This is a genomic window from Paenibacillus sp. GYB003 (assembly GCF_036577625.1).
Lineage (GTDB): Bacteria > Bacillota > Bacilli > Paenibacillales > NBRC-103111 > Paenibacillus_AB.
Window position 1 is genome coordinate 24510 of record NZ_JARBDC010000088.1, and the last position, 26240, is coordinate 50749.

16 protein-coding genes are annotated in these 26240 nt (G+C 59.0%); 5 read left to right on the top strand and 11 right to left on the bottom strand.

Annotation, left to right across the window (positions count from 1 at the left end):
• Positions 1-184: 184 nt before the first annotated feature.
• Entirely contained in the window at positions 185-1825 is a 1641-nt protein-coding gene (locus PV407_RS27790; RefSeq protein WP_332093260.1) for an FAD-dependent oxidoreductase, read from the top strand.
• 148 nt (positions 1826-1973) lie between these two features.
• On the opposite strand, the gene PV407_RS27795 is transcribed toward PV407_RS27790, so the two are convergent.
• A complete protein-coding gene (locus PV407_RS27795) occupies positions 1974-4253 on the bottom strand; it encodes a lamin tail domain-containing protein (RefSeq protein WP_332093261.1) in 2280 nt (759 codons plus the stop codon).
• Between the two features lie 87 nt (positions 4254-4340).
• Entirely contained in the window at positions 4341-5654 is a 1314-nt protein-coding gene (locus PV407_RS27800; RefSeq protein ID WP_332093262.1) for an ABC transporter substrate-binding protein, read from the bottom strand.
• A 175-nt stretch (positions 5655-5829) separates the two neighbouring features.
• Here PV407_RS27800 and PV407_RS27805 point away from each other — a divergent pair, with 175 nt between their 5' ends.
• Both PV407_RS27805 and PV407_RS27810 read left to right on the top strand, forming a co-directional pair.
• Positions 5830-6675, top strand: coding sequence for an AraC family transcriptional regulator (locus PV407_RS27805; RefSeq protein ID WP_332093263.1), 846 nt, complete (start codon positions 5830-5832; stop codon positions 6673-6675).
• Positions 6676-6783: 108 nt separating this feature from the next.
• Positions 6784-7632 (top strand): metallophosphoesterase family protein, encoded by an 849-nt coding sequence (locus tag PV407_RS27810; protein ID WP_332093264.1) that lies wholly within the window; start codon positions 6784-6786, stop codon positions 7630-7632.
• Between the two features lie 184 nt (positions 7633-7816).
• Here PV407_RS27810 and PV407_RS27815 read toward each other — a convergent pair whose 3' ends face one another.
• From PV407_RS27815 to PV407_RS27835, 5 genes are all read right to left on the bottom strand, one after another.
• A complete protein-coding gene (locus PV407_RS27815; protein ID WP_332093265.1) occupies positions 7817-9253 on the bottom strand; it encodes an extracellular solute-binding protein in 1437 nt (478 codons plus the stop codon).
• Positions 9254-9335: 82 nt separating this feature from the next.
• Positions 9336-10481, bottom strand: a complete 1146-nt coding sequence (locus PV407_RS27820; protein ID WP_332093266.1) for a GNAT family N-acetyltransferase — start codon at positions 10479-10481, stop codon at positions 9336-9338.
• 176 nt (positions 10482-10657) lie between these two features.
• Positions 10658-11623, bottom strand: coding sequence for an ROK family protein (locus tag PV407_RS27825; RefSeq protein ID WP_332093267.1), 966 nt, complete (start codon positions 11621-11623; stop codon positions 10658-10660).
• Positions 11624-11712: 89 nt separating this feature from the next.
• Positions 11713-12498, bottom strand: a complete 786-nt coding sequence (locus tag PV407_RS27830) for a DeoR/GlpR family DNA-binding transcription regulator (protein WP_332093268.1) — start codon at positions 12496-12498, stop codon at positions 11713-11715.
• A 40-nt stretch (positions 12499-12538) separates the two neighbouring features.
• Positions 12539-13597: an SIS domain-containing protein gene (locus PV407_RS27835; RefSeq protein WP_332093269.1), complete on the bottom strand. Its 1059-nt coding sequence runs from the start codon at positions 13595-13597 to the stop codon at positions 12539-12541.
• A gap of 337 nt (positions 13598-13934) precedes the next feature.
• Here PV407_RS27835 and acsA point away from each other — a divergent pair, with 337 nt between their 5' ends.
• Complete coding sequence (gene acsA, locus PV407_RS27840) at positions 13935-15656, top strand: acetate--CoA ligase (protein ID WP_332093270.1); 1722 nt, start codon at positions 13935-13937, stop codon at positions 15654-15656.
• 153 nt (positions 15657-15809) lie between these two features.
• The gene (locus PV407_RS27845) at positions 15810-17099 is read left to right on the top strand and encodes a serpin family protein (protein ID WP_332093271.1); all 1290 of its coding nucleotides are present in this window, start codon (positions 15810-15812) and stop codon (positions 17097-17099) included.
• A 97-nt stretch (positions 17100-17196) separates the two neighbouring features.
• Here the strand turns inward: PV407_RS27845 and PV407_RS27850 are convergent, their stop codons facing one another.
• The 4 genes from PV407_RS27850 to PV407_RS27865 all read right to left on the bottom strand — a co-directional run bounded on the left by PV407_RS27850 (position 17197) and on the right by PV407_RS27865 (position 26179).
• Complete coding sequence (locus PV407_RS27850) at positions 17197-18540, bottom strand: hypothetical protein (protein WP_332093272.1); 1344 nt, start codon at positions 18538-18540, stop codon at positions 17197-17199.
• A 350-nt stretch (positions 18541-18890) separates the two neighbouring features.
• Positions 18891-19913, bottom strand: a complete 1023-nt coding sequence (locus PV407_RS27855; protein WP_332093273.1) for a LacI family DNA-binding transcriptional regulator — start codon at positions 19911-19913, stop codon at positions 18891-18893.
• A 1535-nt stretch (positions 19914-21448) separates the two neighbouring features.
• Positions 21449-24655 (bottom strand): polysaccharide lyase family 8 super-sandwich domain-containing protein, encoded by a 3207-nt coding sequence (locus PV407_RS27860; RefSeq protein ID WP_332093274.1) that lies wholly within the window; start codon positions 24653-24655, stop codon positions 21449-21451.
• Positions 24656-24940: 285 nt separating this feature from the next.
• Positions 24941-26179 (bottom strand): Gfo/Idh/MocA family protein, encoded by a 1239-nt coding sequence (locus tag PV407_RS27865; RefSeq protein ID WP_332093275.1) that lies wholly within the window; start codon positions 26177-26179, stop codon positions 24941-24943.
• Positions 26180-26240 lie beyond the last annotated feature (61 nt).

Here is a 26240-nt window from a genome sequence, read left to right on the forward strand (position 1 = left end):
GATCGTCCGTTTTACTGATCAGGTAAACGGGGCTGCCGCATCCTCGCCGCCTCCAAGTCCAGAACCTTCGCGAAGTGTTCCCGGTACTGATAAATCCATTCGCTCCGGCAAAAACGTTTGTGGGGGTAAGCGAAAAAATGATAGACTTGTACTGAGTATCGGCATTTTCGAAAGGAGTTCAAGCATGCGCATCAAACGTAAGACGGCATTCGCCGCCTTCGCCCTTATTCTCGTCATAGCGGCGGCCGGCTGGGCGGCATACGCCTGGGGAGGCGGCGGCGTTAAGCCCGCCGCGGAGGACGACGGATCGGTTCGGGAGCAAACGTCGAATCCCGATCCGGCCCAAACGAAAACGCCGGACGCGACGGCGAAGCCCGCGCCGCCTGCGGAAAAAGCGATCCCGACGGAGAAGGTGGACGTCGTCCTGTTCGGCTCCGAGATGGAGGGCATGTATTTGGCCCGGGCGGCCGCGGACGAAGGCTTGAAGGTGAAGGTTCTCGACCCGCGGGATCGCGTCGGCGGGCAGCTCATACAAGGCGAGATGTTCTTTTTGGACGAAACGAAGGACGAGCAGGGCCGCTCCCTCGTGCAGGGCCGGATCAAAACGCTGTTCGACGGATTCAAAACGGCGAAAATCCGCAAAAAAGACGAGTACGTCCGCTACTTCGACGAGCTGCGCCGCGACATCCCGCTCGAATCGGGCATTTCGATCACGTCCGTCAAGACGGTCCCGCCCGCGAACGGCTCTTCCGACGCGACGGTCGCCTCGGTCGACTACAAGACGAAGGACGGCACGGACAAACGGATCGAGGCGTCGTATTGGGTCGAAAATACCGACTACGCGGCGTTCGCCTCCAGGCTGAACGTGACGCGTCTGCCCGGCCTGGAAGCTTTTTACGGGCATCCCGACAAAATCGAGTATATGAGCGCCGGGATGATGATGAATTTCAAAAACGTCGACTGGAAAACGTTCTCGGCCCATTTCAACGGGCTGTCCGCGGCGGAACGAAGCAAAAAATACGGCGGCGGCTACGTGAGCGATAGCTTCGCGATCGGGCTGACGGGGATGACGAACGCGTACAAGCCGACGAACGACCGGGTGTTTTTGCGCGGACTGAACGCGGTCAACCAGCGCGACGGCGAAGTGTCGATCAACGCGTTTCTGATCTACACCGTCGATCCGTCCGACCCGAAGTCGGTAGCCGAGGCGATGGAGCTCGGGAAAAAAGAAATTCCGCTCATCCTGAACCATTTCCGCAAATCGATCGTCGGCTGGGAGAAAGCCGAGCTGAACGGCTTCCCGGACTATTTGTACATACGCGAATACAACCACTACGAGACCGAATACGTGCTGAAGCCGTCGGACATGCTCGGCGCCCGCATGTTCTGGGACAACGTCAGCATCGCGGGCTATCCGCTCGATTTGCAGGGAACGAGCCTCAACAAATGGGGCATCGAGATGGGGCGGCCGGACAAATACGGCATGCCGCTGCGCAGCTTCCTGCTCAAACGGTACGCCAACGTCATCATGGCCGGCAAAAACGTCGGAGCGTCCGCGATCGCTTACGGCAGCGCGCGCATTCAGCCGAACACGGGGCTGGCCGCCGAATCGATCGGCGTCATCCTCGGGCAAATTCAAGGCAAGAAGAAGCTGAAGGAGCTGACCGAGGCCGACATGCCGGCGCTGCACCAATATTTGGAGACGAAGTACAAAATCAAGCTGACCGGCGTGAAAGGCACGAACAAACTGGCCGGCTGGACCGAGGACGAGCTGCGCAAGCTCGACACCGGGGAAATCGTGTACGCGCAGTACAAGCGGAAGTAAGCAAGCGGAAAGCGGTCAAGTCAATTGGTCGAACAACCGTCCGGTACGATCGCCGGACGGTTGTTTTTTGTGCGGGCGTGTATCGTTTCTACAATTGGAAAAAACGGTCGAGCGCCACCCTGCCGCTCGACCGTTTTTTCCCATCCGCTCAACGCTCGTTTTTGCCGTTCGACACATGAAACCGGACGGTTCCGGCAATTCCCTCGAACCGGGCGGAAATGTGCGCCGTTCCGCGATCGACGGCGGTAACGGTTCCGTCCGGCGATACGGACGCCACTTCGCCGTCGCTGCTCGTATACCGCAAATACGAGCTGTCGACGGGGAATACGGGCGTCCCGTTATACGCGGCCGTAACGGTCGTGCGGTACGACTGTCCGATCCGGGCCGACGGCGGCAGCCCTTCGACGATCAGGCCGTCCACCGCTTGCGGGGTGACGAACAGATCGGGAGAACGGACGGACTCCACCGTCCGGCCCGGGAGCAACCCTTTCCGCACCGTGCTTACGTTGATTTTGTACGTTTGGCCGTTCGCAAGTCCCGTCAGCCGATATCGATACGTATCCGCCGTCACGGTAACCGCGGAATCGGATACCGGCCGATCGTTCACGTAGACGGCATACCCGAGCGACGGCGACGCGACGGGGGTCCACTCCAGCATGGCGGAGCCGTCCCACGGCTGCGCCTTCAGCCCGCCGGGCGCGGCCGGCGCCTCCGGAACCTGACCCGGCAGAACGGCTCCCGGCGTCGGCGTCCGGTGAAGCGAATCCGGCTTCCTCCGTTCCATTTCGCGACTGTTCCAGTCGAGCGTCTCCGGAGCGAAATACGCCATGCTTTCGCCTTTCACGAAGTCGCAATCGACGCCTTTCGCGCACCGGCCGTTTCCGGCGTCGCCGTTGTAGCGGACAAACGTGTACCGGTCGTGGATTTTGTCCCCCTTCGGCCCGACGATCGCGAAAAACCGTTGGCCGGAAAAGGCGAACCCGCCGCCGTCGGTATAGACGAACTTGCTCTCCGGCAGATCGGTGCCGTAATGCCGGTTGAAGTCTTGAACGGTCTTCGTCCGTTCGTTCCGCATCCATACGATTTTCGTATCGAACGGCGGGATGATCGTGTCCGCCCCGTGGATCAAAAATTTGTCCACCCCGTACTCCCACGGGCTCGCGTATTTGGGCTCGAAGTAATAATAGATGCGGTGGCCGGACAAGTCGACCGGACTTCCGCTGTCGTTGTACAGCTCCACGTAACGGAACGCGCCGGCGGGGTCGGACGGCTCGACGACGACTTCCGTTATTTGCAAAGCTCCCGGTGCGACGGACGGCAGCGGGGGACCGGAGACGAGCTCCGCCATGTCGGCCGCGTATATGCGATCGATCGGGTAATCGCTGTTTAAATAATCGGCCGCCCCGGACTCGAACAGCACGTACAGCTTGCCTTCATGCGCGAACACCCCTTCCGACATCGGCGGCGCCATCACGCCGTGCGTCAGGTTGACGTCGTCCAGAAACCAGATCGGGACCGGCTGCCCGCCGAATTTGGCCGTCCGGGCATGCGGCTCCTCGTTCGGTCCGAGCCGGTAGACGAGCAGATCGCTGTCGTTCGATAGGCCGTAAGACTTGCTGAGCACGATGCGGTCTCCCGAGAACGCCATGCCCTGGATTTCGTCCGGGACGGACAAAATGCGATCGGGAATGACGACGCCCGATGCCGGATCGATTTTGGATTTGTCCAGGGTGTCGTCCGCATTCAGATCGTACCCCGCGACCCAGGCGGAATGCTTTTGCCGGTTCCGGTTTTCCATATGGTGCGAGCGGTCCGTCGCAAAGTCGTATCGGGCGAATTCCCCTACCCACAGCGTTCGGTCCGAAATGGAGAGAAAGCCGCCCAACGTTTCCGTTCGAATGTTGTCGCTGAACACAAGCTTATCCATATGGGAGGCGCGGTCCAAATCCTCGAGCTTGAACTGGTACACGCCCCGTCCCGAGGCGATCCATCCGTGACGGCCGCTGACGGCGATGCCGGCCGCATGCTCCGCATACGGGATGTCGGCCGTTTTGTACAGAAGCAGCGCCTTTACCATGCGGCCGTCCGCCATATCGACCGCGGACAGCAGACTCGGACCGCCGTCCTTCCGGTAATAGGAGATCAGCATCCAATGCTTCGCGGGATAGTAGGCGAGTCCTTGCGGGATGTAGTCCTGATGCAAGCCCGGAATGACGGGCCCTTCTTCGCTTATGCCGAAAAAACGATCGTAATTGATCGAGTCTTTCCGTACGACGTTCGTCAACGGCTCCTGGGTGACCGTCCCCGTCCCCGTCCCCGCCCCGGCGCCTGCGGCTGCTCCCGCTCCTTCCGAGCCGGCGGTCGGAACGGACGCCTGCAGCAAGATCGATATGGTCAATATGACAACGATTGCGATGTTTCGATTCATCGTCATCCTCCGCTTGTCAAATGGGCTGCGGCCCCCTTCTTGCTTCCTGCGGGAGGCCGCAGCTAAAGCGCTTAACCGCTTAATCCGTTATTTCGGCTTCTGTTCCGCTTCGATCATTATGTTGATCGCTTCGTCCGATTCCCGAAGCGCCGTATTGACGTCCTTCGCGCCGTTCGCGTACTCGACGAAGCTGTTTACGAGAATCCCTCTCGCTTTGCTGTAGTACATCGAGTAAGCCGGGGCCGGCGCCGGTTTGCTTTTGAAAATGCTTTGAATTTGCTTGCTTTGAAGCTCCGGCGTATCCTGCAGGTAGGCTTGGCTGAACTTCGGATCTTTCATGACCGGCAGCTTCCCCGCCTTCTTCGAGCTCATCAGCTGCACTTCGTCGGAAAACAGCACCTCCAGCACGCGCATCGCGTCTTCCTTATGCTTGCTCGTCTTGCTGATCGTCATTACGTGAAGATCGTACATGCCGTACTGGTTCGGACGCTCCTTGAAGCTCGGAAATTGCGCGACGTCCCAATTCAGATCGGGCGTTTGCCGGAGACGGTCCAAAATGTTGACCGTCGTAAGCATCGCCGCAACGCGGTCCTTCGTAAACCGGTCCGCGGCGCTTCCTTTCATGATTCCGCCGGCCGGCTTGTTGCCGGGAACGTCGTAGATCGCTTTGCCGATTTCGAACACTTTTCTGTACGGCTCGGTGTTGACGCTCGACTTGTTCGTCACGCCGTCCACGATGTTGAGCGACATCGGCGTCAGGAGGCGGGTCAAATAATCCGGATCCAGGCCGAGATACGCGGTTCCGCCGTCGGAGCGGGTCACCTTTTTCGCCAGCTCGATCGCATCCTCCCAGGTCATGCCGTCTTTCGGGTAAGGGGCGCCGAACCGGTCGAAAATGTCTTTATTGTAGTACAGCGCGTTAAACTGCAGCATATTCGGCAGGCCGATCAGCTCGCCTTTGTCTGAAAGCGCTTTAATCGAATCGAGCGCGCCTTGATCGAAGCGGGACAAATCGAATTTCTGCTTCGTTGCGTAAGGCGTAATATTGTCGAAAATGTCGAAGCTTTTATAGTACGGCATGTTCCCGTTCCAGACGGCGATCAAATCGATAGCTTCGCCCGCCGTCAACGCTTTCTCCACATCGCCCTTCGCTTCGAACTGCAGCGTAATGTGCGGGTACTTTTTTTGGACCGGCTCGATGATGAGATCGTTTACATCTTTCTCGGTCCAAAGCGCTTGGATCTGATACATCTTCAAGGTGACCGGCTCCGGCGGCTTGGCCGGCTCCGCGGACGTCCCCGCCGCGTCACCCCCTCCGCCGTCGCCCGACTTGGCGCAGCCCGCGGCGACGGAGGCGGCGAGCATGATCAGAAGCGCGCTGCTTACGGCGTTGTTCCTCATAAGCATCTTCCTTTTCATTGAAATGGCCTGGCATTCCGATAGTTCCGGAGACTTGGCTATTGTGCGCTCGCTAAGCGGTATATTACGATATGAATAGTATAGGTCGTGCATTTGCCGTTTTTCAATCTAATCATTTTCAAGAAATGTAACGATATTAAGATTATGGAGGCAAAGAATGGATGTCATTCGACATGGCAACGTGTACATGACGATTACCGATCTGGAGCGAAAGCTGCCGCTTTATTTGATGTGCGTCGGCGGATGGCGAAACCAGTACCGCATCGAACGAAAAGAAGGCTATCCCGACTACCAATGGATTCAATGCACGTCCGGTCAAGGCATCCTGGAAATCGGCGGGACCGAATATACGGTCGGGGCGGGACAAGGCATGCTTCTTTATCCGGACGAGCCGCACCAATACTTTGCGCGCATCGAGCCTTGGGAGGTGCGCTGGGCGGCGTTCAACGGGACGTCCGCGGAGACGCTTCTCCGTTCGCTCGAGTTATCCGGCTCGCGGGTCATTACGCTCGCTTCGCCCGATCCGGTGCTGAAGCTGCTGTACGACCTGATCTCGGCGGCGGAGTCGACCGACCCGCTCAAAAGCCTGCACTGCTCCTCCATTTTGTACAACATCGTGCTCGGCCTGTACCGGTACGGCTTCGATCTGGACTTGCGCTCCAAGCAGCATTATTTCGACCAAATGGCGCCCGCCCTGCGCTTTATCGAATCCAACTCCCACAAGCCGATCACGTTGGACGAGGTGGCGGGCAAAATGTCCGTAACTCCCCAGTACGCGTGCGTCCTGTTCCAGCTTGCGCTCGGGATGCGGCCGTTCGAATATATAACCGGCGTTCGGCTGCGAAAGGCCAAAGAAGCTTTGCTTCGCGAGCCGCAGCTGAGCGTCGCGGAGGCGGGCAGGCGGGCCGGGTACGAAAGCCCGAGCTATTTTATTAAAATTTTCAAACGGAACGAAGGCATGACGCCGCGCGAATTTCGCAAGCAGTTTCTGAACGCGACATAAGGCCGGCATACGAATATTGTTCGATTATGCGAAAATCGTCGGATTGCCCGGTTCATTTCCGGTATGATACATTTCTATCAACGCCAATCGCTTAGGGGGAAACGAAGGATGCGAATACGGATGATGACCGATTTGCATTATGCGCTGCATGCGGATCCGGTCGGGGATTCGTATTACAAGGAGTATTTGAAACGATTTTTCGGCGACGGCCCCGCAGCCGACCGGTACGTTTCGTTAGGCGATTTGACGCAAAACGGTACGGAGCGGGAATACCGCGCCGCTTTCGAAACGATCGATTCGCTCGGCCGCCGGGACGCGTTCCTCCATATTCCCGGCAATCACGATTTGCTGGAGGCGGACTGCCGGCAGACGGAACAATGGGGGAGCACGCCGCCCGTAAGCGAAGGGTTCGGGGCCGTGGAAACCGAATCGACGACGCTTCTGTTTCTGAACAGCTGCCAGGTCCGCAAGCCGCTCGATTGGGGCGGACGATTGGACGGCGCCCGGCTGCAGCTGCTCGGGAGCAAGCTGGCCGAGGCGAACGGGAAGCCCGTGCTCGTGTTCGCGCACCATCCGCTTCCCGACACTACGGCGTTGTCGGACCGGCCGATGATGCGGGTGGAAGAAGCGGCCGCGCTGACCGAGCTGATGAACGAGGCGACGGGGCCGTGCTTCTGGTTTAACGGCCACAATCACATTCAGTCGATCGTCCGCAAAGCTGCATGGACTTGCGTGCAAACCGCTTCGGCCCTTTGCTTGCCCTGCTACCGGGAAGTGATCGTATCCGACGACGCCGTCAAGGTGACGACGACGATTTTGAACGATCCGGCGTTGGAGGAGCTGGCGGAGCGAAGCTTGGACGGGTTTCCGAGCTTTCATCGGGTACCGCCGGCGAAAGCGGCGGGGTCGGCGCAGGACCAATCGATCGAGGTTCGTTTCGGGCCCCGGAACGTGTAGCGTCTCGACGGCCCGCCGCGCGTAATAAACGGACGCGTCGCATGAGCCGGATAACGCGCTGCGGCGGCTCGGAACCGCGATGTGCCCGACATAAACGTGACGGCAAACGCAAACAGCCTCCCGTTCCGCTTTACGGCGGTTCGGGAGGCTGTCTTTCCATTCGCGCGGGCATGCCGGATACGGTTCAGACTCCGACGCTCCGATGCGCCAGTGCCCGGTTCATCCGCTCCTCGATGCGGCGGCATACGTCCTCGGCCGTATCCATATTCGCCCACAGCATATGCAGCTCGTCGTGCATGATCGATATATATTTGTTCGTGATGCCGAGCTCCAGATGGGAGTAGCTGTGCTCGACCGCGTCGATGAACGTGTTGTAATGCTCGGGATGGATGTCCGGGTTGAGCAGCGAGTCGTCCTCCGCGACGGAACGCAGCGCCGGAATCGTGCAGCCGGTCCGCTTCAGAAGCGTCTGCGCCTCGTCCCCGACGAAATAATCGATGAAGCTTTGCGCCACCTTGATTTTATCGGAATGCTTGCTGACGGCGAGCGAGCCGCACAGGAGAAGCGTCGCTTTCTCGCGGTTTTTCGGCACCGGCAGGACGTCCCAGCGCAAATCCATGCCGCGGAATTCGTTCATGAAATAATAGGTCGACAAAATCATCGCGCATCGTTTTCGTTTGAAAATTTGCTCGGCCAAATAGCTGCTCGAATGCGAATAAATCGGCGAAACTTGATGCTTGTACATCAAATCGTTGCAAAATTGCAGCGCTTCGACGTTGCGTTCGTCGCCGAATACGGAGCGGGATTTGTCGTCCGAGACGAAACGGGCGCCGTTTTGCAGCAAAAACGCCGGCCAGCGGTTCGTCGACGACGAGAAGCAGAAGCCGTACTGGTCGATGACGCCGTCTTCGTTCGGCTCGGCCGTGCATGCTTTCGCGACTTCGAGCAAATCGTCCCACGTCCGGATCGGATCGCTCCGGTCGATGCCGGCCGCCTCGAACATGTCTTTGTTATAGCAGATGACGATCGGCGAGAAATGGATCGGCACCGATATGAGCGTTCCGTCGACCGTGAAGATGTCGAACAGCTTTCCGTAGCTTTGCCCCGGCGCAAATTGCGACGGCTCGTACGGCTCGATCAGGCCGAGCTTGTCGATCTCGTAAAACTGGCGGAGATGGGAATCCGACATGAAAAACAGATCGGGCCCTTCGCCCTGCTCGATCATGCTCGCCAGCTTGGTTACATACTGTCCGGACGTCAGAATGATCAGGTCGACCTTGACGTACGGATGGTTCGCCTCGAACCGCTCGATGATCGTCTGCAGCACGTCGTTCTCGTACGATTCGGAAAACCAGGCGAGCGTAATCGTCTGCCGGTCGATTTCCTCCGCGGGAGGCTTCACCCGGTTGCCTTTGCCGGCGATTTTCTCGATCAGCCCTTCCTCGACGAGCTGCGCCAGCACTTTGCGCACGGACACGCGGCTGATTTTGTACTTCTCGCTCAACGTGTTTTCGGGCAGTATAAATTCGCCCGGCTTCAAACTGCCGCTCAATATTTCATTTTTCAACTCGGTCAAAAAATGATTGTAACGCTCTTGAAAGAGGTTTCTTCTTCGCAGCAACGGATTTCTCTCCAATACAAGACTATTATTCCTATTCTACATGACTTGACATCGTTTGTAAATTCCGGCGTCTCCGGGCTTTCTACACATAGTTCAGACCGGCCGTGTACGGAAACGGAATCGGGAAAAGCGTTTTCAACCGCTCGGCGCCTTCGCCGCCCAGACCGGCCGCCGCCCCTTGGTCGAACAGCATCGCAATGAACGCGTCGCACGAGAGCTCCGCTTCGCCGCCTTCCCAGGCGACGATGAACGCGCCTTGCTCCGTCGGCGCGAATCGCAGCTTGCCGTACGCGTCGCCGTCGATCCGCCGCAAATACGGACCGAGCTGGTCGAGCAGCGCCTGCGGGTCCGTGATGGCGACCGTCCCGCTCTGCTTGCAGTCCTTGGCGGCGCAGCCGGCCCGGCGAAGCGTCTCGGCGAACGCCGTCTCGTGCCACGGCACGACCGCCCGCAGCGACTCCGCCCCACTCTCCGTCATGCCGCGCGCGGCGGCCGCCGCGGCAAGAGGCGGATCGCCGGCCCATTCGATCAGCGCCGGCTTCCCTCTCGGCGCGATCCGTCCCGGCACGGCGATCACCGCGAAAGCGGCCGGCCGCCCGTCCCGTTCGGCGACCCAGACGCGGTGGCGCAGCTTGCCGTTGCTGGCCGTCGGCTCGGCATAAATGAGCGAGGCCAAATCCCACAAGCTTTGCTCGTACCGTACGTCCCGGCCCGCCGCCAGCCTTTTCAAAGCGAACCAATCGTCGCTTTCCGACGGCCGAAGGACGGCTCCGCCCGCCGCCGGCCCTTCCGTAAGCTTCGCCGCCGCTTCGCGGTCGATCGAAAACGACGTCGCGCTGCCGAAGACGCGGCAGCCGAAACGCTCGTACAGCGGACGATTGCCCGAAACGAGAACGACCGGCGCTCCCGCCCGGATGCTGTGCTCGCGGATGCGGTCCAAAATGCGGCTGACGTAGCCTTTCCCGCGATAATCCGGATGGGTGCATACGGCGCCGATCGAATAGACGTTCAGCTCCGCTTCCCCGATGCGCACGACCGCCGGCACGAAACCGACGAACGAGACGAGCGTTCCGTCCTCGAACGCGCCGTACGATTGCGACAAGCTGGGAGAGAAAGCGTGCGGATAGGCGTCCCGCATCGATTTATGCTCGGCGTCGCGAAACACGAGATCGGCGAGTCGCGCAGCCTCCTCGAATTGTTCCGGACGGACGAGACGAATTTGTTCCATGTACGAGTCAACTCCGTTACCTTGTAGTATTTGCCGTATCTTACTACTATAAACGATACCGGTACGAACGCATAGGCGGGCTTCATCGATATAGCGAAATTTTCCATTTGCGCCAAATAAGAAACCAGCCGTCTACCCGAAGGTACGGCTGGTTTACGAATGCTTGTCGTCCGGCGTTATGCGCCGGCTCTCGCTTTGGCGAACGCGGCGCTGCCGACAACGCCGGCGTCGTCGTTCATTTCCGCCAGCTTGATGGCGACGCCCCGATACATCGGAAGAATGAGCGGCATAAGCGCTTCCCGCATCGGCGCGAGCAGACGCTCCCCGGCGTTGGCCGCGCCGCCGCCGATAACGACGACGTCCGGGCTCCACAGCGTGATCGCCCAGGCGAGCCCGCGCGCCAGATGGCGACCGACGAACCGCAGCACGTCGACGGCGAGCGCATCCCCTTCGTCGTAGGCGCGGGAGACGTCGGCCGCCGTTACGTCTTTGCGGCCGTCGCCCGGAAACCACTGCTGCAGCACGCTCGCCTCGCCCTGCTCCAGCCGCTCGCGGGCGATTCTCGCGATGCCGGTCGCCGAGGCGATCGTTTCGAGACAGCCGCGCATGCCGCAGCCGCACAGCGCGTTCTCGCCCTCCAGCGGAACGTGGCCGAGCTCGCCGGCGAGAAAGCCGCTGCCGTAATACAGCTCGCCCCGGCCTACCATCGCGGCGGCGATGCCGGTGCCGAGCGTGACGCCCATGACGTGGTCGTAGCCCCGTCCCGCGCCCCGGGCCGCCTCCCCGTACGTATACATGCGGACGTCGTTGTCGATGAACACCGGAATGCCGCCGAGCAAGCCGCCGAGCAGATCGCTGACGGGAACGTTTTCCCATTTCAAATTGGCCGACGACAACGATACGCCCCGGACCGGGTCGACGAAGCCCGGATTGCCCATGCCGACCGCCGCCACGTCGACGCGGGTCAGCTTTTCCCGCTCCAGCAGCTCGTCGATCATCGAAGCGATCAGGCGCAGCACGTAATCCGCGCCGTTCGACGCTCCGGTCGGCTTTTTCGTTTTGCGAAGCAAGTTCAATTGGTCGTCCAGCAGTCCGCACACGATGTTCGTTCCGCCGATGTCGACTCCGATATAAGCACTCATCCCGGATCTCCCCGTCCCCTTATTCGGAAAATAGAGACTGTCCTGCGGCAGTCCCGGCCGTTTTTACGGTCTTCCTGTATCGACTTGCGCTATTGGGCCACGTATACGCGTATGCTCCGTTTGCGAAGCTGCTCCCCGATCGGCCCGGCTAAAGGCGCGTCGGTAATGCAAGCATGAATCGAGTTGATCGGCGCGATCGTGAACAGCGATACGCGGTCCACTTTGGATCGGTCGAATACGGCGAACGTCCGCTCGGACCGTTTGATCAAAATTTTGGCGATTTGCGCCTCCGACTCGGAATGGGTCGTCAGCCCTTGCTCGAGCGCGAACCCGTCGATGCCGAGAAACATTTTGCCGATATTGAGATGCTCGACGACTTTCTCGGTCAGCGGCCCGCACAGCTCGTAGCTTTTGCGGCGCAATATGCCGCCGGCCACGACGAGCTGGATGCCGTCGCTGTCGGCCAGCTCCATCGCGATGTTGAGCGCGTTCGTCACGACCGTGATGCCCGTTCGCGTTTTGAGCTGCTTCGCGATCAAGTACGTCGTCGTGCCGCCGGAAAGCCCGACGATATCCCCTTCCTCGACGAGCGAAGCGGCCGTTACGGCGATCCGCTCCTTCTCCACCCAGGACAGCGACGTTTTTTCCTCGAACGACGCTTCCTTGGTCGCATGGTACGCGTCGTAAATCGCGCCGCCGATCGTCCGAATGACGGAATCCGTCTGCTCGAGCGCGTCCAAGTCTCTTCGGGCCGTCGCCTCCGAGCAGTGCAGCGTTTCGACGATATCCTGCACGGAAACGCGGCCCCGCTGCTTCAGCATGCCGAGAATCGATCGGCGGCGCTGTTCCCCTTTGGTTAGAGACTGTTCCGGCATGAATCGTTCACTCCATAAACTGCGGTCTGCAGGGTCAAATTCAAATTTTGACCACTTGGGTCAAGTTGCGCGGATGGTCCGGATCGACGTTCTTCTTCAGCGCCGTGTAAAAGCCGATATATTGCAGCACGGGCAAATACAGCACGCCGCGCGCTTCGTCGCTCACGTTCGCGCCGCCCGTTTCGAATACCGCGTCCGCGAAAGCCGTGTCGTCGCCCTTGCGCGCCGTAACGACGAGAACGGTCGCGCCGTACGCCTTCATCTCTTCCGCGACCTTCAGCTCGTACGAACGGGCCGACTCCGACAGCAGCAAGCAGACGAGCGTCCCCGGCTCGACGATCGATTTCGGGCCGTGGCGGAATTCCAGCGTTCCGAAGCTTTCCGTCCATACGTACGACATTTCCTTGATTTTCAGGCAAGCTTCCTGGGACAAGCCGTAGTACGAGCCCATGCCCAAATAAATGAATTTGTTCAGCTCATGCTCCTGCACGAACGATTTGGCGAACGCGTCCGCCGCTTTCACAACGTTGCCGTCGGCCTTGACGACTTCGGCCGACTCCGCCAGCAGCTCCGGCTTGCCCGACGCGATCGCGGCGGCCGCCTGCATCATGAACGTCATGCTGCTTAACGATTTCGTCATGACCGTGCTTTTTTCCTTCCCGAGCGGGGAAATTAAACATTCGGCCATTTGCGCCATTTTGCTGTCTTCGTGGCACGTAATGCCGCACGTCGTCCAGCCTTGGACGCCCTTCACCGATTCGAGCGCGAGAATGACTTCCGTCGATTCGCCCGAGCGGGACACGCCGACGAGCAAATAATTGCGTCCCGGAACGGCGGCCGCGTCGCGGAACAAAAAGATTTCCGACGACGGGTGCGCGCTCGCCGGACGTCCGACCCATTTTTTATACGTCGCGGCCATCGTTTGCGCCTGATAGTACGAGGAACCGGAGCCGATGAATAGGATTTCGTCGAAGGCGGGATTGCCGATGTAGCGGCTCACCCAATCTTTTTGCCGCTCCAGCTGCTCGAGCGCCGCGGCCAAAGCTTCCGCCTGGGCCGATATTTCCGGGTAAGTCAACTGTCCGAAGCCGTTCGTCATTGCGAATTCACTCCTTGGATGTGATGGATGGCTGCCGAACGCGGCGGCAGCGGTACTATTCGAAAATTGCTGCTTTCAGTATAAGCTTTCTTTTTGATCGTTTCAATCATCATTTTTGATCGTTTCAATCATTTTATGCGCAAACGCGGCGGCGGCCCGAGTACGATTTTGCGACATTTTTTACGCAGCTTAATCGTGTCCAAAATTTGAATATTTTCATGCAAAGTGAAATGCCGTTGTGCTATAATGTTTTTTGAGTTTTTTCGTACATGCTCGAAGGGGCGCTGCACTGAAAGCGTTTCATAAAAAGGTTTCCATTCGGGAGGAGCGTATTGTTATGGAGAAGCAAGCGGACATCGTCAAAGCGACAGCGACGGACGCGAACTTGAAAAATTACGAAGAAGCCCGCCGCACATTCGACTGGACCGAAGTGGAGAAACAATTTTCCTGGTATACGACGGGGAAAGTAAACATGGCGTACGAGGCGATCGACCGCCACGTGGAAGCCGGCCTCGGCGACAAGGTCGCTCTCTATTACAGCGACGCCGCTCGCGATGAAGCGGTTACTTACAAGCAAATGAAAACGAATTCGAACAAATTCGGCAACGTGCTCCGCAAGCTCGGCGTAACGAAGGGAGACCGCGTCTTCATCTTCATGCCGCGTTCGCCGGAGCTGTATTACGCGCTGCTCGGCACGATCAAAATCGGCGCCATCGTCGGCCCGCTGTTCGAAGCGTTCATGGAGCAGGCGGTGCGCGACCGTCTGGAAGACAGCGAGGCGATCGCGATCGTCACGACGCCGGCTTTGCTGCCGCGCGTGCCGGTAGCCGCCCTGCCGCACCTGAAGCATGTCATTCTCGTCGGCGACGATGTCGAGCTCGGCGAGCGCGGAGTCGATTTCAACAAAGAAATGGCGGCCGCGTCCGAGGAGCTGGCGATCGAATGGGTCGACCGCGAAGACGGCCTCATTTTGCACTATACGTCCGGATCGACCGGCAAGCCGAAAGGCGTTGTTCACGTTCACAATGCAATGATCCAACATTATTATACGGGCAAAATCGTACTCGATCTGAAGCCGAACGACGTGTACTGGTGTACCGCCGACCCGGGCTGGGTAACCGGCACGAGCTACGGCGTGTTCGCGCCGTTCCTGAACGCGGCCACCAACGTCATTCGCGGCGGACGGTTCAGCCCGCAGGACTGGTACGGCACGATCCAACGCTACAAAGTCACGGTTTGGTACAGCGCTCCGACGGCGTTCCGCATGCTGATGGGAGCCGGCGACGACACGGTGAACCAGTTCGACCTGTCCAGCCTGCGCCACGTGCTCAGCGTCGGTGAACCGCTTAACCCGGAAGTCGTGCGCTGGGGGCTGAAAGTGTACAACCAGCGCATCCACGATACGTGGTGGATGACCGAGACGGGCGGCCAGCTCATCTGCAACTACCCGAGCATGGACATTCGTCCGGGCTCGATGGGCAAGCCGATTCCGGGCACCGACGCCGCCATCGTCGACGACAACGGCAACGTCCTGCCGCCGAACCGGATGGGCAACCTGGCGATCAAGACGCCGTGGCCTTCGATGATGCGCAAAATTTGGAACAACCCGGCCAAGTACGAGGAATATTTCCGCCTGAAAGGCTGGTACGTCTCCGGCGACTCCGCCTATATGGACGAGGACGGCTACTTCTGGTTCCAGGGCCGCGTCGACGACGTCATCAACACGTCGGGCGAGCGCGTCGGACCGTTCGAGGTCGAGAGCAAGCTCGTCGAGCATCCGGCCGTCGCGGAGGCGGGCGTCATCGGCAAGCCGGACCCGCTGCGCGGGGAGATCATCAAGGCGTTCATTTCGCTGCGCGCCGGCTTCGAGCCGAGCGAGGAGCTGAAAGCCGACATCGCCAAGTTCGTCAAAGTCGGCTTGTCCGCCCACGCGTCGCCGCGCGAAATCGAGTTCCGCGACAAGCTGCCGAAGACGCGCAGCGGCAAAATTATGCGCCGCGTGCTGAAGGCGTGGGAGCTCGGCCTGCCGACAGGCGACCTGTCGACGATCGAAGATTAATCGCATCGCATGCGACCGCGTCCGCGGAGACGACTGCAAGTCGGCTCCCGCGGACGCTTTTTTTGTAGCGCGAACGCTTATGGTGCAACTTTCCATCGCCTTGCCCCGTCCATGCAGTATCAAGCGCGATTGTCATATTGGAGGGTTGCAGTCATGGCCGGTACGAAAGAAAAACGCGGAACGCTTATCGTCAGAATGGCCGCGACGGTCGGGATCGCCGCCGCCGCGTTCGGCATGCTCGGCGCCGCCGCGGGGTGCGGCGAAGCGGGAAAGCAAAGGCCGAACGGCCGGATTCAGGCCGCGTCGGATGTCGATAAACGGCTCGTCGAGTCGTTCAACGGTTTCGGGTTCGAGCTGTATCGAAAAACATCCGCCGCCGCTGCCGACGGCGACAATATGTTTATGTCGCCGGCAAGCGCGGCGATCGCGCTGACGATGACGATGAACGGCGCGGTCGGCCCGACCCGCGACGGCATGGCCCAATCGCTGGGCGTGCAGGGACTGACGCCCGAGGAAGTGAACGGCGGGGCAAGCGCGCTGCTCGGCGTTTTGCAGCATGCCGATCCGCAGGCGGAGCTGACGGTCGCGAATTCGATCTGGGCCCGCAAAGGGCTGACGTTCGACCCAAGCTTTATCGCCGCGAATAAAACGTATTTCGGCGCGGAGACGAAAACGCTCGATTTCGCGAGCCGCAAAGCGGCCGACACGATCAACGGCTGGGCGAAAAAACAAACGAAAGGCCGCATCGACAAAATCGTCGCGGACCGTTTCGATGATCAATCGATCATGGTTTTGCTGAATGCGGTTTATTTCAAAGCCGATTGGACGAGGCCGTTCGAGAAAACGGCTACGCGGGATCGCCCGTTTACGCTCCAAAACGGAACGCAGGCGAACCGTTCGATGATGGCGAGCGCAGGCACGTTCGAATATGCGGATCGCGACGGCTATACGGCCGTCCGGCTGCCGTACGGCAACGGGAATACGGGGATGGTCGCGCTGCTGCCCGACGAAGGAACGAAGCTGTCGGCGCTGGTCGACCGGCTGAACGCCGCCGAATGGAACGGCTTGATCGGCGCGCTGCACGAGCAGCAGGGCGAAGTCGTCATGCCCCGCTTCAAAATGGAAGTTGGGACGACGCTGAACGAGCCGCTGATGCAGCAGGGCATGTCGCTCGCTTTCGATCCCGAACGCGCCGACTTCAGCAAGCTGCTGGCGCCGCCGCCGAACGCCTATATCGGCGACGTGAAGCAGAAGACGTTCGTGCAGGTCGACGAGAAAGGAACGGAGGCCGCCGCCGTTACGAAGGTCGAGATGAAGGCTACGTCGGCGCCCTCTGTCACCGGCTTCCGGTTCGAGCTGAACCGGCCGTTTCTGTTCGCCATTCACGAGCGGCAAACCGGGATTGTGCTGTTTATCGGGTCGGTCTACGATCCGCAGCCGTAGCGGCGATCGCGGAAATGTTCCGGTCGTGCCGGGACAAGAGCGAAGCGACTCGGTTAACCCGCTCTTCTCCCGGCTTCCGCGCCTTCGTCACGGACGTTTATTTTTGCCGCTCCGCCTGAACGAATTTTTCCGCCTGATCCTGGGCTTCGCGCAGCGCCGAGTTGAGGTCCGTTTGCCCGGTGACGACCTTCAGCACGACGGGCGAAAGGTGCTTTTGCAAAATATCGCCGTCATAAATGCTCTGGTACGATTTCGGCGCAATCTGATTATAATAGACCGCTTTCCAGTTTTTGTCCTTGAACTGGCTTTCGCTGCCGATCAGCTTCTTCACGTTGTCGTCGTTCAGCACGGTCATGAAGCCTTGCTTGGAAATTTCCGTCTGCACGTCGAGGGACGTAAGCTGCTTGATCACTTCCATCGCAGGTCCTTTGTTTTTCGCCGTGCCGGTAATCGCAAACATGCGCGGCGAAGCCTGCGACCCGAGCCTCGGTTTGTCCTTAAGCGTCGGCAGCGATACGAGATCCCAATCGATATCTTTGACGTATTGCGGCCCGTCGAACGGAAACTGCGAGTTGAACACCATCATCGCCAATTCCTGCGAAGCCGTCATTTCCGTGTAGTACGGCAGCTTTTTCTTTGCCGTCGCCCAAGTTTTGTAGTTGCCGGTCGCTTCGTTCAGGAAATACGTTTCGATGGCGGTTTTCCACCGCTCGTCGGTCAGCATCGGCTTATTCGTCTGCGGATCGTAGATCGGTACCGACATCTGGTTCATCCGCAAAATATGGTTCGGCGAAGCGGAGTAGCCCATATAGTTGATGCCGCTTTCATTTCGGGTCAGCTTCTGGTTCAGCGCGTGCACGTCGTCCCAAGTCATGCCGTCCTTCGGATAAGGTACGCCGAGCTTGTCGAATATCGTTTTGTTGAAAAACAACACCTGCACCATCGTAGTGACCGGCAAATAATAGATTTTGCCTTCGCCCATCGTTCTTACGGCGTCGATCGTCGTCTGCTCGAATTTGCTCAAGTCCACGCCGTGTTCTTTAATTAATCCGGTCATGTCGAACTGCTGACCGGCGCCGAGAAGCGGGCCCGAAATCGTTTCCAACGAGGCGTATACGATATCGACGTTTTGACCGGATACGGTCAAATCCTGCAGCCGCGTCCCTTCCTTGCTTTGTATGAACGTGATTTTAAAGTTCGGAAATTTTTTGCGAATGTATTGGCCGAACGATTTTTCGAACGGCTCGTCGGAGCCTCCCGCCAAATCCTGAATGACGACCTCGTATTCGCCTTTCGTGTAATCGACCGACGCCCCGGGCTTATTGTCCTTGCCGGTTGCGCCTTCGCCTTCGTTGCCGCCGTCCGACTTGCCGCAGGCCGATACGATGACGGCCGCTGCGACCCCCGCCGCAGCGCTCTTCCACAACAATCGTTTTACCATGAGTTGAGCCCCCTCGTTTCCTTGTTCCGACTCGTTCCTTATTCCTCGCCTTATGACGCGAAGCGCGAAGCGAGTCGGCATCGCACGCGCTTGATGACAGCGCTTTAGCAATCGATTGCTATACGTTCAAACCGGAGCCTTGCGCCGGCTCCGCTGGCGATGCTTGCAAACGCGCCGAGCTTATTTTCCCGATGGCGCTCGCCTTCCTCACCTCCGGATCCGTTTGCCAGAAATCGATTACTGAAAATTTGCAAATCGAATTCGCCGGCAATGACCCGACGAATTATGACTCAAGCAATGTGCTTGTGCGCTTATTATAGTATACGTATTCTTTATTTGTAAACAAACTTTTATAAAGGACCGGGAGCCTCCTTCGTCGATCGGCGAACGGTCAAATCCGGTTCGACGATCAGCCGGACGGTGCCGGAGGCAGTCCGCTCCATGCGTTCCGGACCGGATGCGCCGGAACGTTCCCCGGCCAACGTATCGACCGCCTTTTTGGCCAAATCGCCGATATTCGGGCCTACGACGGTCAGCGGCACGTCCAGCACATCTTCCAGTTCGGGCACGTCATCGTATACGATCAGGGACAAGTCGTCCGGAACGGCGACCTTAAGCTTGCGAAACCATTTCAGCATTTGAAACAGCACGCCTTGGCTGTCGATGATCAGCGCGGTCGGCCGTTCCGCCCCGGAATCGGAAAACAGCTTCAGTATCGCCTCCTCCGGAACTTTGCCCCGTTCGTCGCGACGAATGAAGTAGTCCGGATGGTGCTCCATGCCGAATTCGAACATCCCTTGCAGGAAGCCGTTCAGCTTGTCGGACGTTCTCCCGACGAACGTAATTTTGCGATGACCCAGCTCGGCCAAATGACGCACCGCTTTATAAATGCCCCGCTTGCGGTCGATTTCGATGCGATGCGCCCCTTCCATGTTCGCGCCGCCCATGAGCAGCAGCTCGCCGTGAAACGCCTCGACTTCTTTAATGAACGGCGCGTTCGGCACCCAGTCGGACGACTGCCAGAACAAAATCCGGTCGACGAAATGCTCGTTAAATGTACGGACGGCCGTCGCCGGGTCCGCGACCGAAATCAGAAAAGTCAGCCCCCGCTTCGTCACCTCCCGCTCGATGGCATGACAAAGGTGATAGTAAAACAATCCTTCCGTCTTCGGCCATATTAAGCCGATACAGTTCGACTCCCGAGTCACAAGGCGCTTCGCGGCCAAATTAGGGACGTAGTTCAATTCCTTGGCGATGCTGAGAATACGCATTCGCGTTTCTTCGCTTACGCCCGGTTCGTTATTAAGCGCCTTCGATACGGTCGGTTGAGTGACGCCGGCGATTTTCGCTATATCTTTTACCGTGACTCTCATGTGCGGCCTCTTTTCAAGTGTAGTTGCGACTACGTATACTATATCGCATCCGCCGCCCTTTTGCACGGCAAGCCGTCCGGCAAATCCAGCCCAAGAACAACCTGAGGCTCTGCCTCAGGTCTTTGGCGTATCCGTTTCGTTTGCGCGTTTGGAGGGCATGGGGAAAGGCTCCGTCTGCAGTTGAAATCGTATTCCTTGGATTGTCATGGTTTGCAGTTGGAATCCGATTTCAAAGGCGGACGTTGACGCTTCTCCGCTCCTTCCCCATCCCCTCTTCCGACATTCGCTTGTGGAGTCACTCGATCCGTACGCTCCGCGTCCGGTTTTGCGGGCCGTATATGTTCGATCCGGTATTCGTATCCGGAATCGGCGTGGTTACGATGAGGGCTCCTATTTCATGCCGCTCGACCTCTAATCGGTCATCCAGCCGAAAATAAGAGGGCCCAAGCGTACGTTCATCCGCGCGCCATCGGTTCAAATAACAGCCCCAACCGTTCGCTATTCTCCGAGCTTGCCCATCAGGAGCGGTCTGATCCCAAGCTCCGCGGCGCGCAGCGAGCGGCATCCGCGCTGACAGACGGCATGCTGCGACTCGTATGAACAATCCGGCATGTCGCTTTAGTACGGTGAAGAACTTAAACCTTCTGCTATTACAAGAAAATCGTCTATCGCCGTATTTCGAAGATGAGCGAAAACATTCGGTACCAGAAACGTAACGGACACCACGGAGCTTATTTCGCAAAAATCGGCCGTTTTCCAATCGTAACGGACACCATGGCGCTTATTTGCTCCGAACCGCCGTCCAAAAGGGGTTTTTCGCCAAATAAGTGCGCCTGTGTCCGTTAGAAAAAAAAGTTTGCCAAAATGAGGCTCATTAGCGGCCGCCATGTCCGTTAAACATTTGGAATTTCGGGAGTCCGTCCCGCCGCCGCCCCATGCCCGCCCCCCGCTCCAACTCCCGACGACGCCGTGAAGGTTATCCGAGCCGGTATCGCCGTTTCCCGCCGCCTGCAGCGGGAAACCCGCTCCGGCTTCGGCGCCGTGCGAAGGGCGGGACGGACGGTCTTTTCCGTGCAAAGGTTGCACCGAAACGGCGGCGAAGCGGGAAGCGAGCTGGAAATGGTCCCGCTATTTTCGGGCGTTTCCCGTTTCTGGGCAAAGCAACGGGAAAACGTCCCGCTAATTTTGACCAAACCGCGCTTTTCGCCGATACCGCGCCAGTTTACCCGGAGCTTTTCCAGATATTTCGATACGATGCCTATACGAGAGCGAATTAACCGGAGCTTTTCCCGTTCGTTCGATTCCGGCGGCCCGGCAGAATTCGGATCCGTCGGACGCAAAAACGAAAGGCGCTGCTTGCTGCATCCTTTCGCGTACATGTTCAGTCATCCGGGCCACGGGATCATCAAAATGGAGCCCGAAAAGATAGCAAAAATGAAGCGCGCCGCTTCCTTGCGGAAACGACGCGCTGTTTCGACTGCAGCCAATGCTTTTCCCGTCCGTATCGTCGTCACGAACGTACGATCCGGCCGCCGTCAGTTCCGATCGGCGTCATCCAGCGTATCCTTGAGCTTGACCGTAAACGTACGGCCCAGCGAGCCTTCCGTGTCGATTTCGACGCGAAGCGATTGTCCCGATTGGACCGCCTGCACGGCCGGATCCCCGCTCAGCACGGTCAAGCCCGGCCGGTTCAGCTCCAGCCGGATCGAGCTTTGCGATTGAGTCGGGTCGGAAACGGCCAGCGTCCATTCTCCGCGATTTTTTTCCAGCAGCACGGACGCCGGCTGATGCGAGACGATCTCCTCGACGGTACCCGGATTCCAGAAATTGACCGCCGTCAGATGCAGCCTTTTCTCCTTCACCGCCTGAACGTCCGCGCTGTTTTCCAAAACGATCGTATCCGGATGCTTGCTGTAAGCCATCGTTTCCGCAGCGTTTTTGCTCGGAAGCAGAATGTAGGAGTAGGTTGCGTCGTGCGGGCGGGATCCGTGATCGAAAGCGAGGCTCAGAAAATCGTTCGCGACCGGTTCGGCGGATCCACCGGCGTTAATCTCTTTCCAGGACCCGGTGCGGGATTCGCGCAACCCGTAAATATCGGCGCCTTTCGGAAACACGTACCCGATATCGGATCCCGGCGCGTTTCCTTCGAGGTTGGCCCATTTGACGTCGCTCATCGTTTCCGACCAGCCGGGCCGATCCGGCTTCGTTTCGCCGTCGACGATCAAGCGGTTGTCCCCGCGATCCCGAAGCTTGCGGTTTTCGACGATCGTCTCAACCTTCCGATCGTCGGAGCCGGTTATGCCGGCGCCCAGAGCGACAATTTCATCGTCGAACAAAAACCACGACTTTTTCCCCTGCAGGCTGCTGCCCGTCGTTTCCGCCAGCGAGAAATCCATGCCGGCGGCTCCGTATGTGCCGTTCAAAGAGGATCCGCCCACCCAGCTTCTCGGGTTCCGGTAAAATTGCCAGTCTTTCAGGGCGCCCCGGGAACCGTCCGTCGTCGTTCCGGGCAACCGGAAGCTGTCGACCGTCGGCCAATAGCCGCCGCCGTATTGGGTCAGGTCGTTCGTATACAAGGTGACGGCGCCTATCCCCGTATACCAACCTTTGGCGTTTTCGCCGTTGCCGTATTCGAAAGCCGATATGCGGTCGGAAAACATGCCGATGCCGACGCCGAAGCCGGGGCGCAAATGCACGATCCGGTCCATCCCCGCGAATACTTGATTTTTGACCAATTCGCCGCGCGGAACGATGGAGGAATCGGCCATCAACGCCTTGACGAGGCGGATGTCGTATAACGAAAGTCCTTCGGTATATTCGCGATACGTCGTATCCGATCCGATCCATTCCTTCGCCATCCGTTTGATCCGCAGCGCCGTCTCCGGAGGCGCCCCTTCGGCCATGCGCAGCACCGACAAAATCGCGGACCGGCCGACGACATGGTCCTCCGCCGCCGAACGGGAAATTTCTCTGCCGCGCACCATGTCCATCATGGCTCCCTTATAGATCACGGGCTCGAACGAATCGCTCACCCAATCGAAGGCGCGGTTCAGCCGCGGATCCGTCACCTGCCACGGCGAGCCTTGCAGCATGTACAGCAAGTCCGCCATGCGGCTGACCAGCGACAATCCGTATCCGCCCGTATAGGCGACTTGCGTATGCTGAACGAACGAACCGTCCCGATAAAAGCCGTCTCCGGACTCGACATACGCAAGCACGGGGACGATCGCGTCTCTCCCTTCGGCCGCCTTCGCGTCGATATTGCCGATTATCCCGCGCAATGCCGTGACCATGGCCTTGTCCAGCAAATTGGCGCCCGTTTCGACGGTATTGTTGATCGTCCGGTAATACGGAGTCGGCACAAACCGGTCCACCGCACGCATGTAGGATTGAATCTGGTTGGCCGAAAGCGCGTCGTACATAAGGACGACGACGTCGTTCAAAGCCTGGGGCCCGCTGATTTCCCAATGAAACCAGTTGCCGTATTCGGTCGACAATTCATTGTAGCGGTTCGCATACATCCAGTCCAAAGCGCTCACGATATCCGCGGCCAGCTCCGCGTTACGATACCCGATCGAGCCGGGCGTATGGTACGCCAGCGCCAACGTTTTCAGCCGGCCGTAGCCGACCGGAATTTCTCCGGAGAGAGTCGTGCTGGCCAAATCGCTCCACAAATAGGTTCGGTCGGCGGCTCGGTTCAACGTATCCCAGAGACCGGTGCCTTGCGCATTTTGGACGCTTTCGTTCAACTTGTCGATATAAGCCTTCACGTGGGGATCCGCCCGATCCGCGTTCCCGTCCCCGACCAGCTTCTGAAACCATTTTTGCCGAAGCTCGGCGAAACGGGCGAACGTCTCGGACGATTCCACCGAAACTTCGCATTCGGCGGTAAACCGGCCATCCGGCGTCGTCGCGGTAATCGTCGTTGTTCCTTCTTTCCTTCCGGTTACGATTCCGTTGTCCACCTCGGCCACCTGCGGATCGGAGCTCGACCAGATCACCGTCTTGTCTTCGGCTTCGGATGGAATGAAGATGGGACGAATGCTCTCGGAACCGCCTGCCGCAAGCGCCAAATAGCTTCGATTCAGAAGCAGGCCCGTCAAGCCGCGATACGGAGCCAGCTCGACGCCGTCGTACCATGCGCTGCCGGTGCCGGTTTCGAAGAAAGGCTCGATTTTCAGTTGGCCGGCGTTGCCGGGCACCCGGATCAGCATCTCCTTCCTGACCCAATCGTGCGTTCCGGTCAGCTTGTCCGTATACATGAGATTTCCGACTTTTTTGCCCGCGGCGTCCAGAAACTGCGTGCGTGCGAATACGCCTCCGGCGGAAGACTGAACGTTGTCGGTTTTCATCCAAACGCCGAACCGGTACGTTTGACCCGGTATTACGCTCACCTGGGTCGATACCGCCCCCCGGCCCCCGCTCGCCGATTCGAGCCGAAGCGATCGGCTCCCCTCGCGATAAACGGCCGAATCGACGGTAGCCTTCAGGCTTCCCGACGCATACCATTCCGACCACCCGACCGGTTCGACGTTGTTCGTCCATTTATTGCGGCTCGTGACGCGCGTATCCTCGAAACCGCCGTTGGGCACGACGTTCGTGTCCTGCGCGCCATTCGCCTGTACCGCCCCTTCCGCCTCGGCCGTACCGGTACTCGCGGGACCCGCCGGGAATCCGCCGAGCGCCAGGCATACGATCAATCCGATCACCGCACCGGTCCAAACGATGCCATTTTTCCGCATCCAAACACCCGCCTCGTTCCATAATTTGGTTTTGGCCAAGCCATCCCTCGTGTCGCTGCCTCCAAGAAGTCTTCTTGATTATAAAAGAGCGAATCGCCCGCCTCCACGATCCGTGCGGCAGACGGCCAACCGCTTTTCTCATTCCGGATAAACCGTTTGCAAACGGACAAACCGTTTTTAAGACCCGGACCCTTTCGCAAAAAAACTGCCGCGATGTTCGGCAAAAAAAAGAAGACTGCCGGCAAAGGCAGTCGTTCGAGGTATGTCCGATATGCGGTTCGCCGCTTATCCGTTCGCGCCGCTCGTCGCCATCTCCGCAGGCAGCTCGAACCGGCCGTAGCCGGCCATGCTGAACGGCTTCGTCGGCACGGCCCACGGGAACGGGTACTCGGCGTACAGCTTCCCTTTGTCCGCGGCGTCCTTCATCCGCTCGGACAAGCCGGGCAGCAGACGGACGGTCGTGCCCTCCTCCTCGCGCTCGACGACATACTCCATCGGAATCGTCCGCACGGCGCGGGACGATTCGTACGCCCCGTTGGAGGCCAGCACGAAGCTGCGGCACGCCTCGATCGAAGACAGCAGCGGCGAGCCGGAGCCGGAAATCGCCTGCATCAAATTCAAATACATGTTGCGCACCAAATTTTCCGGCCCGTACGATTTCGACTCTTCCCCGTTCCGGCCTCGAATCGTCAGCTTGTTCTGGTAGTTCCAGTGCGCCTCCCCTTCCGTTCCGCGAACGGTAATCGAAGGGACCGTATGCTCGTGATGGGACAGCATCGCGTAAAAATGGACGGTGACGCCGTTAGCCGTCCCGACGCGGATCGCGGAAACGTCGTCCCCCTCGATCTCGTTTACGTGATACAGCTCGGCCTGCACCCAATCGGGCGCCGCCGAACGGGCGTCGCCGCTTCCCGCCGTAATGAGGCAGTTGTTCAGCAAATGGGCGAGCGGATTGTTGAACGTGCCGTCCAGCACGTATTGGCCGTCGCACATCAGTTTGCCGGCCCAGCGGGTTCTTTCGTAATACGAGCGCATCCGCTTCCACATGCCGACGCCGGTTACGTGCGTCACCCGGCCGACCGCTCCGGCCGCCAGCTGGTCCAGCAGCTCGCGGAACGCGCGTCCCGACGTATTTTGAAAATTGACCTGGCACAGCTTGCCGGTTTCCCGCTGCGCGGCGATCATCTCGTCCAGGTCCTGGATCGTGACGGCCGGCGGCTTCTCGACCAGCACGTGGAAGCCGAGCTGCATGACGCGGACGCACATCGGCTTATGGGCGGCAATCGGCGTGGCGATGACGACGAAATCGATTTCCGGATGCTCCCGCAGCATTTGCTCGTAATCGGCATAATGCGCGGCGCCGAACGAAGTAAGCTGGGCAAGCTGTTCCGCGTACGCTTCCGCCCTGACGTCCGCGAAAGCGACGATGTGCAGCAGTCCCTCGCCCGCCAGCTCCGTCATTACTTTGACGTGGTGGGCGCCGAACCCGCCGATGCCGATAATCGCGGCACGAATACTTTTCACAACGCGTCCCTCCAACTGCGAATAGGATAGGCCCGGAGAGACGGGCTCTCCGGGCAAAACG

What these genes read in the sequence shown, in the direction of transcription:
- PV407_RS27850 (WP_332093272.1), bottom strand. Translation starts at nt 18,540, where the DNA reads ATGGTAAAACGATTGTTGTGGAAGAGCGCTGCGGCGGGGGTCGCAGCG.
- PV407_RS27810 (WP_332093264.1), top strand. Translation starts at nt 6,784, where the DNA reads ATGCGAATACGGATGATGACCGATTTGCATTATGCGCTGCATGCGGAT.
- PV407_RS27835 (WP_332093269.1), bottom strand. Translation starts at nt 13,597, where the DNA reads ATGACGAACGGCTTCGGACAGTTGACTTACCCGGAAATATCGGCCCAG.
- PV407_RS27825 (WP_332093267.1), bottom strand. Translation starts at nt 11,623, where the DNA reads ATGAGTGCTTATATCGGAGTCGACATCGGCGGAACGAACATCGTGTGC.
- PV407_RS27860 (WP_332093274.1), bottom strand. Translation starts at nt 24,655, where the DNA reads ATGCGGAAAAATGGCATCGTTTGGACCGGTGCGGTGATCGGATTGATC.
- PV407_RS27845 (WP_332093271.1), top strand. Translation starts at nt 15,810, where the DNA reads ATGGCCGGTACGAAAGAAAAACGCGGAACGCTTATCGTCAGAATGGCC.
- acsA (WP_332093270.1), top strand. Translation starts at nt 13,935, where the DNA reads ATGGAGAAGCAAGCGGACATCGTCAAAGCGACAGCGACGGACGCGAAC.
- PV407_RS27820 (WP_332093266.1), bottom strand. Translation starts at nt 10,481, where the DNA reads ATGGAACAAATTCGTCTCGTCCGTCCGGAACAATTCGAGGAGGCTGCG.
- PV407_RS27830 (WP_332093268.1), bottom strand. Translation starts at nt 12,498, where the DNA reads ATGCCGGAACAGTCTCTAACCAAAGGGGAACAGCGCCGCCGATCGATT.
- PV407_RS27790 (WP_332093260.1), top strand. Translation starts at nt 185, where the DNA reads ATGCGCATCAAACGTAAGACGGCATTCGCCGCCTTCGCCCTTATTCTC.
- PV407_RS27805 (WP_332093263.1), top strand. Translation starts at nt 5,830, where the DNA reads ATGGATGTCATTCGACATGGCAACGTGTACATGACGATTACCGATCTG.
- PV407_RS27800 (WP_332093262.1), bottom strand. Translation starts at nt 5,654, where the DNA reads ATGAGGAACAACGCCGTAAGCAGCGCGCTTCTGATCATGCTCGCCGCC.
- PV407_RS27795 (WP_332093261.1), bottom strand. Translation starts at nt 4,253, where the DNA reads ATGAATCGAAACATCGCAATCGTTGTCATATTGACCATATCGATCTTG.
- PV407_RS27855 (WP_332093273.1), bottom strand. Translation starts at nt 19,913, where the DNA reads ATGAGAGTCACGGTAAAAGATATAGCGAAAATCGCCGGCGTCACTCAA.